This is a genomic window from Paenibacillus sp. EKM212P (genome assembly GCF_011066115.1).
GTDB lineage: Bacteria > Bacillota > Bacilli > Paenibacillales > Paenibacillaceae > Paenibacillus > Paenibacillus polymyxa_B.
Genome location: NZ_JAAMNR010000002.1, coordinates 105,898 through 120,465, shown reverse-complemented (window position 1 = coordinate 120,465; position 14,568 = coordinate 105,898). Strand labels below are relative to the sequence as shown.

Below are 14,568 nucleotides of genomic sequence, written 5' to 3'. Positions count from 1 at the left end.
ATTTTAGGAGGAATTTACATGATTTCACAGCAAGCTTACCGTCCCGTATCTTATGCTTCCGGCAACGGATATCCCGAATGGCCAAGAGGGATGACTCCAATGGGAACCATGCAGCCTATGACTGGCTTTCCACCTCAAGTAAGTAGTGGCAGCCCTATGACACCAACGGGTACTGTAGTGCAGGTTCAGACTCCGCAATACGAGCAATCATACATCGAAAATATTTTACGCTTGAACTTAGGCAAAACTGGAACCTTTTATATGACCTATGAAAATAACCGGGAATGGAATGCGAAAATATTCAAAGGCATTCTGGAAGCAGCAGGTCGGGATCACATTATTATTAGTGATCCGGCGACAGGCAAACGGACCATTCTGCTGATGCTAAACCTGGACTATGCAACGTTTGATGAGCCATTGTTGTACCAATATCCCGGCGTCATCGGGAATCCGGGTGCCCCGGTTCGCTGATGCCTTCATATATATGAGTTTACATCCTCTGCCAGACGGCAGGGGATGTATTTTGTTTATAATCTTTCTCAAATATAGTAGCTTTCTTGATGGTAAGCGGCGAAAACGAGAGCTTTATGACCTAAATGATAGGGGAGCTGTTTTTTCTGACATTGCTTGTGGTTTGACTGTATAGAGTATAGTTATATAATTAAATATAAGCTGATGAATGATCTAATCATTTATGCGGAATATGGCTTTGGAAGCCGGAGGGAGTGAATGTGTTGGGAAGTTGACGCTGCTTATGATGTGTTATCGTTCTGTCTATGATGAAACTATCCGAAGGAGGTGCGCCTGTCTGCCGTAATGACGGCTGATGGGGAGCATATTGAGTGACCCTTTACCGAGTATGTTTAACTTATTTATTGTTTTTGCATTAGTACTATTGAATGGTTTTTTTGTATCTGCGGAATTTGCCATGGTGAAGGTCAGAGGCAGCCGTATTGAAACATTGGTGGAAGCGGGCAATAAAAAGGCCGTGTACGCCGCCAATATGTTACACAACTTGGACGCTTATTTGTCTGCCTGCCAGTTGGGTATTACACTAGCATCGTTGGGACTAGGATGGATCGGAGAGCCGGCCATCGCACATTTGATCGAACCTGTATTTACAGCCGCTGGATTAGGAGCGGTATATGTGCACGGTACTGCCGTGGTTATTGCATTTATTGTTATTACGATTCTGCATATTGTGTTGGGTGAATTGGCGCCCAAAACGATAGCTATTCGTAAATCTGAGACCATTACGCTGTATTCAGCCATGCTGATGACTTGGTTTTACAAGTTGATGTATCCATTCATATGGGCGTTAAATGGAATGGCGAACAGCCTGCTGCGTTTATTCCGTCTGGAGCCGGTATCTGAAAATGACGATTCCGCGCATACCGGAGATGAAATACGCATTCTGATGAAAGAAAGCAATAAGAGCGGACTAATTGATAATACGGAATTGGCGCTTGTTGATAATATATTTGATTTTACCGACACGACCGCCAGGGAAATCATGATTCCGCGAACTGAGATGATCTGCTTATACAGTAATGAGTCCACAGAAGAAAATCTCGCGATTGCGACGGAAAGCATGAGAACCCGTTATCCAATCTGCGCCGAAGATAAGGACCATATTATCGGCTTTATCCATATTAAGGACCTTCTACGGGCGAACACACTGGATACCCGTACGATGATTCGACCGATTCTTGCTGTCCCTGAATCTACGCAAATTAGTGATCTGCTCAAACGCATGCAGCGTAGCAAGACGCAAATCGCCATTTTGATTGATGAATATGGCGGGACATCAGGTATGGTAACACTGGAAGATATTATGGAAGAAATCGTTGGTGAAATTCAGGATGAGTTCGATCAGGAACGTCCGAGTTGTGAGCAGATTAATGACGAGGAATTTTCCATTGACGGCATGTTATTAATTGATGAAGTGAACGATCGCTTTGGACTGGATCTTGATCATGAGGATTATGATACGGTAGGGGGCTGGCTATACTCACATGTCGAGGTTATTCCTCCACAGCCTGGCCAGTCTGTATTGTTTGAGGGATGTATGTTCACGGTAGAAGAAGTTGAAAATAAGCGGATTTCACGTATTCGGCTGATAAAACAGCCTATTATCGTGGAAAAAGCAGGAGTCTCATAACGGAATACGGAATAAATCTTGAGAGCGACCTTGAACGATGTGGGGTCGCTTTTTAATTTGCCTCCTTTACAGAAAGGATATGAATTGATATGATGTTCGTGTTATTGTCAACCTAATTATAATTGTCTGGGTTGACAATAACAAAGAAACTTCCTCTACGTTGAAAATCTTATCCATTTACATGATCATTAAATTTTGGGAGGCAAGAAGTATGAATTTACTAAAAGAGGTTATAGATTGGGGCTTGTTGGCTGAAAAAGCGATCCAAGGCAGCCGTATATCGCTGGAAGAAAGTATGGAGGTACTGGAAGCCGACGATGAGGAATTATTACCGATTATGCAAGCTGCATTTCAGGTGCGACATCACTTTTATGAAAAAAAAGTAAAGCTCAACATGATCATCAATGCCAAAAGTGGCCTGTGCCCGGAGGATTGCGGTTATTGCTCACAATCTATCGTATCCACGGCGCCTGTGAGCAAGTACAGTATGCTGGACAAGGAATTACTGTTGGCTGGAGCTAGGGAAGCAGTAGCGCGGAGAGCAGGGACGTATTGCATCGTAGCTTCCGGCAAAGGTCCAACAGATCGAGAGCTGGATCAGGTGATTGAGGCAGTACAAGAAATTAATCGCACGATGCCGCTCAAAATTTGCGCCTGCTTAGGGATTCTCAAGGGAGATCAGGCACGGCGGTTGGCAGAGGCTGGGGTACATCGATACAATCATAATTTAAATACAAGTAAGGCCAACTATCCTTCGATTACAACCACACATACATACGATCAACGCGTCGAAACTGTGAAAATGGCTCAATCTCACGGAATGTCTCCATGCTCTGGCGTTATTATCGGGATGGGGGAAACGAATGAGGAAATCGTACAAATGGCTTATGCCTTACGGGAGTTAGATGCTGACTCTATTCCGGTTAACTTTTTGAATCCAGTCCCTGGAACCCCGTTGGAAGGAGCAAAGCGAATATCACCTATCCAAGCTTTGAAGGTGCTGGCACTGTTCCGCTTCATCTGTCCATCCAAAGAAATACGCGTTGCAGGTGGAAGAGAGTTGAATTTACGCTCGTTACAACCGCTATGCCTGTATGCAGCGAATTCAATTTTTGTAGGAGATTATTTAACGACAGAAGGCCAAGAGGTCACATTTGATCATCAAATGATTGAAGATCTTGGTTTCGAAATTGAGATGTGTGCCCTTTCAACCGTATAATAGAAATTGTACAAACTTGGAAGGGAGAGTTAAACGATGAGCGAAAAAGTATTTATTAGTCCAGGTAAATATGTGCAAGGGAAAAATGTGATTGATAAAACAGGTGAGTATGTTAAGCCATTAGGTCATACTGCCTTGGTTATTGCGGACAAGCTGGTTTGGGAGATTGCAGCCGACCGCGTAGTAAAAAGTCTGGAACAGGCTGATATTACGGCGGTTAAAATTGAGTTTCAAGGGGAAGCATCGAAAAATGAAGTCAACCGTATTGCGGATCAGGGACGAAGCGCCCAGGTCGATATTGTCATTGGTGTAGGTGGTGGTAAAACGCTGGATACGGCCAAAGCCGTTAATGAACTACTCGGTTCCTCAGTTGTGATTATTCCAACGACTGCTTCTACAGATGCCCCTACTAGTGCACTATCTGTTTTGTACACCGATGAGGGTGCATTTGATACGTATACCTTTTTCAGTAAAAATCCGAGCCTGATCCTGGTGGACACGAAAGTCATTTCTCAAGCGCCGCCCTTGTTCCTCTCCTCAGGCATTGCAGATGCCATGGCAACGTGGATTGAGGTCCGTGCGGTCATTGAAGCTCGCGCAACGACAATGGCTGGTGGTTTGCCAACCCTGGCGGCAGAAGCCATTGCGTCCAAGTGTGAGGAAGTTCTTTTCGATTACGGTCTGCAGGCTTATGAATCCGTGAAACGCAAAGTCGTCACACCTGCGCTTGAAGCGGTAGTCGAAGCCAATACGTTGCTAAGCGGTTTGGGCTTTGAAAGCGGCGGTTTGGCAGGCGCACATGCGATTCACAATGGTTTTACCGTTCTGGAAGGGGATATTCATCACCTGACACATGGTCAGAAGGTAGCTTTTGGCACCTTAGTCCAGCTTGCCTTGGAAAAAAGACCTTTGTCCGAGGTGGAGCGGTATATTGACTTTTATCTAAAACTCGATCTGCCTGTCACGCTCGAAGACATTAAGCTACAGGAAGCTTCCCGAGAGGATTTATACAGGGTAGCCCAGGCTGCTACCAAAGAAGGCGAAACTGCTCACAATCTACCATTTGCTGTCACAGCGGATGATGTGCTTGATGCGATTTTAGCGGCTGACCAATATTCACTTGTCTACAAGGCTAAAATTGGACATAAAAGCTAACCTCATACGAAATAAAGTAGATTCAAAGGTCGCTGATCAGCGACCTTTTTTCCATTTTTTAACTTGCAACTTATGTTATAAGGTGTATATCTTGGGTCCAATCAACCTTATGTTCCTGTGAGTAAAGTTCCGGGCTGGAGTTGGGCTTTTGTCGTGGTCAGCTTGGTTATAGGATTGCTATTTTCGGGGATTTTCGGTGTGTGTATAGGAATATTGGTCAGCATGTTTTACGTGAAATCATCTTTATCCATGCATCAAACCACCAATCGAAGAGTTGTAAATTGTCTTATTGTCTTTTTCATCATCAGCGTGATACAAATTGTTTTTGGAATTGCAGCGAATTCTTGGATTAACACGTTGTAAAATAGATCTAACATAGCCTATAGGATGAAGCAAGAAGGCTCTCCCGCATGAACGGTGAGAGCCTTTTTTGCCGTGTTAGATCGCCCAATTTCCTTTACGGAAGATAGGTTCCTCAGTACCGTCCTCGGTAACGCCGTTGATGTCCATTTCACCTGAACCGATCATAAAGTCGACGTGTGTCAGACTGGAATTCAGGCCGTTGGCAGCCAACTGCTCTTGAGTCATATCCTTGCCGCCTTTAAGGTTAAATGCATAAGCATTACCGATGGCCAAATGGTTAGAGGCATTTTCATCAAACAACGTATTATAAAATAAAATATTTTTATCAGAGATAGGTGACTTATGAGGTACGAGAGCAACCTCACCCAGATAGTGTGAACCTTCATCCAATTCTACGAGATGCTGAAGAGTTTCCAAACCGGTCTCTGCCTGTACATCGACAATACGTCCATTTTCAAAAGTCAGTGAAAAGTTGTCGATGATATTTCCGCTGTAGCTAAGTGGCTTGGTGCTGCTGACCTTACCGTTCACTCCCGTTTTGAGCGGAGCTGTAAACACTTCCTCGGTAGGCATATTGGCTACAAAAGTATGTCCCTGTTGGTTGACGCTTTCGGCTGCTACCCATAGATGATCTTTTGCCAACTCGATGGTGAGGTCTGTGCCTGGAGCCAGATAATGCAGCTTTTTATAGCGTTTGGCATTTAAAATATCAGCTTTGCTGGAAAGGGTTTTCAAATGCTCTTTCCACGCCTCCACAGGGTTATCCAGATCCACACGCACGGTGCTGAAAATGGCATCCCACAGTTTATCCATTTGCTCTGAAGCTGGCAGATCAGGGAATACTTTGGCAGCCCACTCTGCTGAAGGATAAGCAATCAGAGACCAACTGAATTTGTCGGCCATTTGATACTCACGATATTGACGTAATTCATGTGACCGCACACGCTGGGCAGCAGTAATTCGGCTGGACGGAATTCCCTGAAGCAAATCCGGATTTTCTGCAATGACATGCAGTACAGCTGCGCCATTTTCGACCTCTTCAGTCATTTCGGCTGCGTACCATTTGGGAGCAATATTAAAAGTTTCATCAGGAGCTAGTTCATACTGTAATCGAGTAATAGTCTCATCACTCCATTTTACTGTAACCAGCTTGGCCCCAGCAGTATACGCTGATTTGACGATAAGTCTCACGAGTTCGGCGGACAAAATTGGTGCATGAACGATGAGTGTCTGCCCAGGATGGACATTGGCGCCGACCCGAACGGCTAACTCGGCATATTTTTTCAATTTTTGTTGAAAATCTGACATGTAACTTTCCTCCATTTCACGAAAAGCCTTAAACAAGGCTTGGGTAACTTGCACAGTTTTTTTGCAAATTCCACACATAGCTTATATATTGTACAATGTAACGAAAAGGTTCACAAATCAGTTTTGGTACTATTTAGTGAAAATGAAAGGGCGGATAGATGAATGACAGAGCAAAATTCACCTCAGGAAGTGAAAGAAGTACATATTCAACAGGCACAAATGACAAAAGATGAGAATGGTGCTTATCTGGGCCAAGTGGTATTTAAAGTAGAGGGACAGAGTTCTGTATATGAAATCACATTCCACAGCAAAAGGGGAAAGGAATGGGATTACAGTCTCCATTTTGCGGGAGAGCCACGGGTGGAGGAAGAGATGCTGCAAATGGATAGCTGGATTGAAGAGAACGATGATTTGTTCGACTATTTGCTAGATACGGCATGGAGCAAATTACCTGAGTAATGTAAACATGGTCTATTTTCGTGACAAGCGGATTATATTTAGCAGTGTCCGCATAATCTGCTGACATGGGGGAAGCCTAAAGGTCGATATTAACAGGAAATTCCATGTGAATAGGAGGGTGAAGCTTTGGCAAATCATCTGTTCACCGAAGGAATGACGGCAAATGAAGAGGCTGCTCCCGATCTCCTGAGCTTACGGACGCTGTTTGTAAATATGTGTTTTATTGGGGAGCCGGGAAGCCGTTCCTGGGTGCTGGTGGATACGGGGATGACAGGATTTACAGACTCGATCATACGCCTGGCAGAGGAACGGTTCACTGGCCCTCCGATCGCTATTGTGCTTACACATGGTCATTTTGATCATGTAGGATCGGTTATTGAGTTGGTACAGCATTGGGGTACACCTGTTTATGCACATCCTTTGGAATTACCTTATTTGACGGGAATGAAGGATTATCAAAAACCTGACCCTAGTGTAGGGGGAGGTTTAATGTCGGGCATTTCCTTCTTATACCCTAATGATGCTATAGATCTCGATGATCGCATCACATCACTGCCCCCAGATGGCAGTGTCCCCGGTGCCCCTGGTTGGAAGTGGCTGCATACGCCAGGACATACACCTGGTCATGTATCGCTTTTTCATGAGCGAAGAAGGTTAATGGTGGCCGGTGACGCTTTTATTACGGTGAAACAGGAATCGGCACTGGCCGTTATTTTACAGGAAAAAGAAATACATGGGCCTCCTGCGTATTTTACGACAGATTGGCAAGCTGCGCAGCGTTCGGTGGTAATGCTAGCCAAGTTAAAGCCTGAGATTGCAGTCACAGGACATGGTCATTACATGCATGGTGCTGAGCTGACAGATCAGCTGGAGCGACTGGCGGGAGATTTTGAGCACATGGCTGTACCCAAACAGGGCCGTTATGTGTAATGATGTGTGAAGGACGATGCCTTGCGGGGCATCGTTTTTTGTGTGGACGTGGAATTTTTTTGCTCAGCATGGTATAGTCAAGCCAAAAGCTAAACGCTTTCATTAAACATCGTCATTTCATCAAGGAGGATTTTTTGATGACACAACAACATGCTGCAATTGGTGATCTTTATTATGGAATACCGGCGATTCGTCTTAAATTTGGACGATATGAAGCAGTTGCCCTGCCGGGAAACGGCGCAAATCTGATTTCTTTTCGTGACAATGAAACGGGATATTCTTTTCTGCGTGAGCCAGATGCTGAGAGCATAGAGGCTTTTAAGCAAAGCCCGTCCGTTTACGGAATTCCTTTCCTGTTTCCTCCGAATCGGTATGAGGATGGAAAATTCCTGTGGAATGGTGTTACATATGAGCTGCCGATAAATGAAGAGGCGACCCACAACCATCTGCATGGCTTTTTACACACTGTTCGGTGGGAGGTTGAGGACTACGGTTCTGGGGAGCAAGGTAGCTATGTGGTAATGAATCAGCATGTAAGGGAAGGACATCCCATGTTCCGCTATTTACCCTTCACCTTTACCATGAAGTTAACGTACAGCCTGGACGAATTTGGCCTGCATCAGCGTTATGTGATCCATAACGAGGGCGATCAACCGATCCCCAACTTATTTGCCTTTCACACAGCGATTCGCGTTCCGTTCGTACCCGATAGCTCGCCTGAGGATTACAAGATTAAGGTCACAATCGGTGAGCGTCGTGAGCTGACGGAACGGTTGTTGGCCACAGGTCAGTTCCAGCCTTTATCTCCGGAAGAGGAACTGCTGAAGACGACGGGAGTTAGTCCTTATTTTGCCTCTATGGATAATCATTACACGGCAGCTCCGCAAAATGGACGCAACTACATGGAACTGACACACAGTAAGACAGGTGCTACCCTCGTATACGATGTAGGCACAGCTTATAAGCATTGGATGATCTGGAATAACAAAGCGAACAAGGAATTCATCTGTCCTGAGCCGCAAATGAACATGATCAATGCACCGAATCGTCCGGACCTGCCAGCAGAGGAGATCGGATTGATTGCACTGGCTCCAGGCCATATTTTTGAAGCAACCAGCCGTTTGTATTGTATTACACCTAATAAATCGAAATCCTAACATTTAAATTTATCCTTATAGGCCTGTATCGTGTCCAACGGTGCAGGCTTTATTTGGGTATGTAAAGCATAGGTAAGGACCAATGGGGAAGGAGGACGAAAAAGGTTGCAGAATGACAAGCAGTCGTAGTATGATACGAAACAGGAGATGATCAGATGAATTTTCCTTTTCAAGCCGTCAAACGCAAGCAAATCGCCGATGAAGTGGCTGAACAGCTGCAACGAAAAATTGCTGCTGGTGAATGGAATGTGGGCACTAAGATTCCAACCGAGCCTGAGCTCATGAAGCTATTCGGAGTTGGGCGATCTACAGTACGTGAAGCGGTTAGCGTTCTGGTACATGCCGGTCTATTAGAGAAAAAGCAAGGACACGGAACTTTTGTCTGCCAACCGACAACTTCTCAAGAGCCATTGGATTACCGTCTAAGCCGTGCTGAAATTATTGAGGTTTATGAAGTGCGGAGTGTGTTGGAACTAGAGATTGCCAGATTGGCTGCATTACGTCGTAATGACGAGGATTTACACTTAATGCGTGCGGCGCTGGACCGTCGTGCTGCAACTTTGGCCGCTGGAGATTTGTCTGGGTACTTAGATGCGGATATCACTTTTCACTTGGCTGTTGCCGGAGCTACACGCAATAAGGTGCTTACAGACGTATATGGCAGCTTTGTAGAGGCCATTCGCAAGGCGTTGAACAATCTCATTACCGATCCAGCGATGCAAAATCATTTTACTTTGCAGCATGAAAAAATATATGAAGCAATCCGGGATCAGGATGGCAAGGCTGCCGAGCTGTATAGCATTCAACATTTGGACGGCACCAAGCTGGAGCTGCAAAAGCATATGGGAAGTTCATAATTTTTTTATCCTTAAACATCAGATGATCAGATGAATGATAAAACGGATTTTAAGCCTTCTACTCGAACATCTCCTAAAATCAATCAAAAGGTGGTATCTGTATGCGTAAAATATGGGTGTTGGACACAACGTTAAGAGATGGAGAGCAATCACCAGGAGTTAGCTTAACCAGCACAGAAAAGGTGGAAATTGCTCTTCAGCTGCAAAAATTAGGCGTAGATCGGATTGAGACTGGCTTTCCAGCAACCTCGCCTGGTGAGATTATCAGCATGCAGGAGATTGCCAAACAGGTTACCCAAGCAACACTGGTTGGTTTTGCACGCTCGAAGGAACAGGATATTGATGCAGTCAGAGAGGCGCTACAAGGAGCTGAGGATGCCTGTCTTCATTTGTTCCTGGCTACCTCGCCCATTCACCGCCAACATAAGCTGCGAATGGATAAAGCGAAAGTATTAGAGACCGCTGCAGCTGCCATTCGTTATGGACGCAAGTATTTCAGCAAGGTAGAATTTTCAGCAGAGGACGCCAGTCGTACCGAGCTGGACTTTATTTGTGAGGTCGTGGATATGGCGATTCGTGCTGGAGCGACAGTCGTCAATTTACCGGATACGGTGGGATATGCCTCGCCGGATCAGTTCGGTGAAATGTTTAGAATTGTAAAGCAACAAGTGCCCGGTATCGAAAAAATACAACTTAGCACACATTGTCATGATGATCTTGGCATGGCAACAGCTAACACGCTGGCGGCCATCCGTAATGGTGTAGATCAATTTGAAGGTACCATCAATGGAATCGGTGAGCGAGCCGGAAATACACCTATCGAGGAAGTTGCACTGGCCCTTGATACCAGAACCGAGCTTTATGGTGCACAAACGAGTCTGGTTTTGGAGGAGCTGTATGCCACCAGTCGCCTAGTGAGCAAACGTACGGGGATGTCGGTACCGGGAAACAAGGCCATTGTTGGAGCCAATGCGTTTGCTCACGAGTCCGGTATACACCAGGACGGAATGCTTAAAGAGCGTACAACGTATGAAATCGTGTCCCCTGAGCGTATTGGTCTGAAGACGAGTAAACTTGTGTTGGGCAAGCACTCGGGTCGACATGCATTTAAAGAAAAACTGGCGGATATGGGGTTTGATGCTTTGACGGAAGAACAGCTGCAAGAGGCGTTCCGCAAATTCAAGGCCTTGACGGATAAGAAAAAACAGGTGCTAGATGAAGATTTGCACGTCCTGATGGACGAAAGCCGCAATGCCTCACCTCAAATGTACACACTGGATTCCATTCAGGTGTCTTATGGCAATCAGTCGGTTCCAGTCGCATCCATTCGGTTGAGTAAACAAGATGGGACAGCAATTGATGAAGTAGCAATGGGTAACGGTTCTGTAGATGCGATTTTCCATGCTATAGACAAGGCCAGTGGTGAAGAGGTGGAGTTGGAGGATTATTCGATCCAATCTGTAACATATGGCAAAGATGCGTTGGGGGAAGTACACGCTATTTTGAGGCAAGGTGAGTACACCGCTCTGGGAAGAGGCACAAGTACTGATATTTTGGAAGCTAGCGCCAAAGCTTACATCGATGCGCTGAACAAGCTACTGGGCAGAAAAGAAGTCCATGGCAAAAGCAATATCACCATTAGTTGAACCTAGTAGCCATGCTTGTAAATGAAATTTCCTTTCGCCTCCTCTGGCCGCATCGTAAAAAAGCGCTTGCAAAATAAATGATAACATTTGAAATTTAATGTATAATAGGCAAGAGAGAGCACCATATTTTGTCTGAATTACATAGGCCAAGAGGGGGAAATGAGTTGAACTACCGCATCGAAAAGGATACGTTGGGCGAAATCAAGGTACCGGCAGACCGTTTGTGGGGAGCGCAAACACAGCGCAGCAAGGAAAATTTCCCGATTGGCTCGGAGAAAATGCCATTAGAGGTCATACAGGCGTTTGCGGTGCTTAAAAAAAGCGCGGCGATCAGTAACTATAAGCTGGGTAAGCTATCACAGGAGAAGCAGGACGCCATTATTTATGCAGCGGACGAAATTCTCGCAGGGCGGGTTGATGACCATTTCCCGTTGGTTGTATGGCAGACAGGAAGCGGTACGCAGTCCAATATGAATGTAAATGAAGTGATTGCTCATCTGGGAAGCCAATGGTTACAAGAGCAGGGAAAAGATACGAAGCTGCATCCCAATGACGATGTAAACATGTCGCAAAGCTCAAATGATACGTTTCCTACGGCGCTTCATGTAGCGGGTGTCATTGCAGTGGAGGACCGTTTGTTGCCTGCCATTGATAAGCTGAAGGAGACTTTTCAACAGAAGTCAGAGCAATTCAAGGATATTATAAAAATTGGGCGAACCCATTTACAAGATGCGACACCGCTTACGCTGGGTCAGGAAATAAGCGGCTGGTATGCCATGCTGGACAAGAGCAAGCGAATTATCATTGACACGGTGCAATACATGAAGGAGCTGGCGATTGGCGGAACCGCGGTAGGGACAGGAATTAACGCTCATCCAGAGTTCGGCTCCCGAACCTCTGCGGAAATTTCCAGTTTCACTGGCAAAACGTTCACTTCCGCACCCAATAAATTTCATGCACTGACCAGCCACGATGAAGTGGTGGCCGTACATGGAGCAGTCAAAGCGCTCGCGGCTGATTTGATGAAAATCGCCAATGATGTTCGCTGGCTGGCAAGTGGTCCGCGTAGCGGCTTGGGCGAAATCACGATTCCTGCTAACGAGCCAGGTAGCTCCATTATGCCAGGTAAGGTGAATCCGACTCAAAGTGAAGCACTGACGATGGTCGTTACGCAAGTAATGGGTAATGATGCAGCTATCGGCTTTGCTGCGAGTCAGGGTAATTTTGAACTGAACGTGTTTAAGCCAGTAATCATCTACAATTTTTTGCAATCTGTTCATCTGCTGGCCGATTCCATGATTGCTTTTAACGACAACTGTGCGATTGGCATCGAGCCTGATCTCGCTAAAATTGAGCACAATTTGAATAATTCGCTGATGCTGGTGACGGCATTGAATCCACATATCGGATATGAAAATGCCGCTAAAATCGCCAAACTTGCACATGCAGAAGGGCTGTCCCTAAAAGAAGCGGCACTCCGCAGCGGGCTGTTGACTGAAGAACAGTTCGATCAATATGTTGTACCTGCGCATATGATTCATCCTAAAGCCTAAAGCACGACGATAGTCTCTGCTTAAGCCTTATAAAAAATATACAAACCAGCTCATGGAGTGCGATTTAGCACAAACCATGAGCTGGATTTTTTGATTTTATTATATAATTTTTTATTTAGGATTAGTATTCTGTGTGATTTGAGGGTATATAGATAGAAGGCGAAAAATTGAACATCTATTTTCAAGATAGGAGAAGCCGTATGGAACAGACAACCGTTATTAATTTGATTGTACTTTTGCTGTCCGGCTTGCTGCTGGTTGGCGTGCTGACTACCAAATTTTCCAGCCGTTTCGGTATGCCTGCGCTCGTTTTGTTTATTGCCGTAGGTATGGTGCTCAGTCAGTTTATTTATTTTGATAATGCCTTTATCACACAGCTGGTGGGCATTCTCGCGCTCATTGTAATCTTGTTTGAAGGCGGGATGCAGACAAAGTTTGCAGATGTTAAGCCGGTTATTCGACCTGCAATGTCATTATCAACGTTAGGGGTCATCATTACGACCGTAGTTATTGGCGTATGCGCCAAGTTTATTTTAGGCGTAAGCTGGATGGAATCCATGCTGTTTGGCGCTATTGTCGGATCGACCGATGCGGCGGCCGTGTTTTCCGTTCTAGGAGGTAAAAACATCAAAAAACGAATTACCTCAACGCTCGAAGCGGAATCCGGCAGTAATGACCCGATGGCTGTATTTCTCACAGTAACATTGATTGAGCTGATACATCACCCTGAGCAATCCATTTGGATACATATCTTGTTATTTTTATGGGAAATGGGTTTCGGTTTAGTCGTTGGTTTTGTACTCGGACGCATAGGTGTATATGCGATTAATAAAATGAATTTTGATTCATCCGGTTTGTATCCTGTGATGGCGCTGGCATTTGCGGTCTTGACGTATGCGGCGGCATCGTTACTGGAGGCAAGCGGATTGCTGGCGGTTTATGTCATGGCCATTGTCTTGGGAAATTCCGACTTGACCTACAAGCGATCCATTATCCATTTTAACAATGGTTTCGCCTGGATGGTACAGATTATGATGTTTGTCCTGCTCGGGCTATTGGTCTTTCCCGATCAATTGCTGGGCATTGCGTGGCAAAGCTTGGCGCTCTCCTTCATCCTCATGCTCGTGGCTCGTCCAATAGGCGTATTCCTAAGCTTACTTTTTTCCAGGTACTCTGTGCGCGAGAAGACACTGTTATCCTGGGCAGGACTGCGGGGGGCAGTACCTATTGTACTAGCAACCTATCCTTTGCTGGATGAGATGGATGTAGGACCCTTGTTTTTTAATGTTGTATTTTTCGTCGTGCTCACTTCTGCGATTATTCAAGGTACCACTATTTCGTGGCTAGCGGTGAAGCTTGGCTTGATGGACCCTAACGAGACGTCATCTCCTTCACTGCTGGAATTAGTTTCTCTGGGAAAAACCACTTCGGAAATCAACCACATTCAGGTACAAAAAGGGATGTCGATTGCGGGCAAAGCGATTCAGGATATACAGTTGCCTGAAGATATTTTATTCACAGCCATAATTCGGAACGAGCAAATTATTGCCCCGAGAGGCACGACGGTGATTGAACCGGGCGATACATTGTATGTGCTTAGTCCCAAACTCAAGCGACAGCAGATGAAAGAACTGTTCATGCTGCTCGAACCAGAGGCTGCTCCGTAAAAAGCGTAGAGTACCCTTAATTACAGTCCTTCACATTCATGTGGAGGACTTTTTCCTGTGTTTTTTTCAGAGTGGATGAATCTGTTAAAAAAT

At 45.4% G+C, this 14,568-nt stretch carries 12 protein-coding genes; 11 read left to right on the top strand and 1 reads right to left on the bottom strand.

The annotated features are described in order from the left end of the window. The first annotated feature begins 18 nt into the window (after window positions 1–18). The 4 genes from gerQ (at window position 19) to G9G54_RS06655 (ending at window position 4,535) form a co-directional block, all read left to right on the top strand. Window positions 19–471, top strand: coding sequence for a spore coat protein GerQ (gene gerQ / locus G9G54_RS06670; RefSeq protein ID WP_165176919.1), 453 nt, complete (start codon window positions 19–21; stop codon window positions 469–471). Between the two features lie 388 nt (window positions 472–859). Then, window positions 860–2,161: a hemolysin family protein gene (locus G9G54_RS06665; protein WP_185156284.1), complete on the top strand. Its 1,302-nt coding sequence runs from the start codon at window positions 860–862 to the stop codon at window positions 2,159–2,161. Between the two features lie 211 nt (window positions 2,162–2,372). Beyond that, the gene (gene bioB / locus G9G54_RS06660) at window positions 2,373–3,380 is read left to right on the top strand and encodes a biotin synthase BioB (RefSeq protein ID WP_165176915.1); all 1,008 of its coding nucleotides are present in this window, start codon (window positions 2,373–2,375) and stop codon (window positions 3,378–3,380) included. Between the two features lie 36 nt (window positions 3,381–3,416). Further along, on the top strand, window positions 3,417–4,535 hold the full coding sequence (locus tag G9G54_RS06655; RefSeq protein WP_165176913.1) for a glycerol dehydrogenase: 1,119 nt from the start codon (window positions 3,417–3,419) through the stop codon (window positions 4,533–4,535). A 438-nt stretch (window positions 4,536–4,973) separates the two neighbouring features. Here the strand turns inward: G9G54_RS06655 and G9G54_RS06645 are convergent, their stop codons facing one another. Then, window positions 4,974–6,206, bottom strand: coding sequence for an aminopeptidase (locus G9G54_RS06645; protein WP_165176911.1), 1,233 nt, complete (start codon window positions 6,204–6,206; stop codon window positions 4,974–4,976). Between the two features lie 162 nt (window positions 6,207–6,368). Here G9G54_RS06645 and G9G54_RS06640 point away from each other — a divergent pair, with 162 nt between their 5' ends. From G9G54_RS06640 to G9G54_RS06610, 7 genes are all read left to right on the top strand, one after another. Continuing rightward, window positions 6,369–6,665, top strand: coding sequence for a hypothetical protein (locus tag G9G54_RS06640; protein WP_061828288.1), 297 nt, complete (start codon window positions 6,369–6,371; stop codon window positions 6,663–6,665). A 126-nt stretch (window positions 6,666–6,791) separates the two neighbouring features. Then, window positions 6,792–7,595 carry an MBL fold metallo-hydrolase gene (locus G9G54_RS06635; protein ID WP_165176909.1) on the top strand — a complete coding sequence of 268 codons (804 nt, stop codon included), beginning with the start codon at window positions 6,792–6,794 and terminating at the stop codon, window positions 7,593–7,595. A gap of 137 nt (window positions 7,596–7,732) precedes the next feature. Next, window positions 7,733–8,752 (top strand): aldose 1-epimerase, encoded by a 1,020-nt coding sequence (locus tag G9G54_RS06630; protein WP_013310435.1) that lies wholly within the window; start codon window positions 7,733–7,735, stop codon window positions 8,750–8,752. A gap of 155 nt (window positions 8,753–8,907) precedes the next feature. Continuing rightward, complete coding sequence (locus tag G9G54_RS06625; RefSeq protein ID WP_023988876.1) at window positions 8,908–9,609, top strand: FadR/GntR family transcriptional regulator; 702 nt, start codon at window positions 8,908–8,910, stop codon at window positions 9,607–9,609. Between the two features lie 101 nt (window positions 9,610–9,710). Beyond that, on the top strand, window positions 9,711–11,255 hold the full coding sequence (locus G9G54_RS06620; RefSeq protein WP_165176907.1) for a 2-isopropylmalate synthase: 1,545 nt from the start codon (window positions 9,711–9,713) through the stop codon (window positions 11,253–11,255). Window positions 11,256–11,419: 164 nt separating this feature from the next. Beyond that, window positions 11,420–12,808: a class II fumarate hydratase gene (gene fumC, locus G9G54_RS06615; RefSeq protein ID WP_025722755.1), complete on the top strand. Its 1,389-nt coding sequence runs from the start codon at window positions 11,420–11,422 to the stop codon at window positions 12,806–12,808. Window positions 12,809–13,008: 200 nt separating this feature from the next. Further along, window positions 13,009–14,475, top strand: coding sequence for a potassium/proton antiporter (locus G9G54_RS06610; RefSeq protein ID WP_061828294.1), 1,467 nt, complete (start codon window positions 13,009–13,011; stop codon window positions 14,473–14,475). Window positions 14,476–14,568: the final 93 nt, after the last annotated feature.

Excerpts from the sequence above, each read along its gene's own strand:
- G9G54_RS06655 (WP_165176913.1), top strand. The coding sequence starts at position 3,417 with ATGAGCGAAAAAGTATTTATTAGTCCAGGTAAATATGTGCAAGGGAAA.
- G9G54_RS06645 (WP_165176911.1), bottom strand. The coding sequence starts at position 6,206 with ATGTCAGATTTTCAACAAAAATTGAAAAAATATGCCGAGTTAGCCGTT.
- G9G54_RS06640 (WP_061828288.1), top strand. The coding sequence starts at position 6,369 with ATGACAGAGCAAAATTCACCTCAGGAAGTGAAAGAAGTACATATTCAA.
- bioB (WP_165176915.1), top strand. The coding sequence starts at position 2,373 with ATGAATTTACTAAAAGAGGTTATAGATTGGGGCTTGTTGGCTGAAAAA.
- G9G54_RS06630 (WP_013310435.1), top strand. The coding sequence starts at position 7,733 with ATGACACAACAACATGCTGCAATTGGTGATCTTTATTATGGAATACCG.
- gerQ (WP_165176919.1), top strand. The coding sequence starts at position 19 with ATGATTTCACAGCAAGCTTACCGTCCCGTATCTTATGCTTCCGGCAAC.
- G9G54_RS06625 (WP_023988876.1), top strand. The coding sequence starts at position 8,908 with ATGAATTTTCCTTTTCAAGCCGTCAAACGCAAGCAAATCGCCGATGAA.
- G9G54_RS06620 (WP_165176907.1), top strand. The coding sequence starts at position 9,711 with ATGCGTAAAATATGGGTGTTGGACACAACGTTAAGAGATGGAGAGCAA.
- G9G54_RS06665 (WP_185156284.1), top strand. The coding sequence starts at position 860 with ATGTTTAACTTATTTATTGTTTTTGCATTAGTACTATTGAATGGTTTT.
- G9G54_RS06610 (WP_061828294.1), top strand. The coding sequence starts at position 13,009 with ATGGAACAGACAACCGTTATTAATTTGATTGTACTTTTGCTGTCCGGC.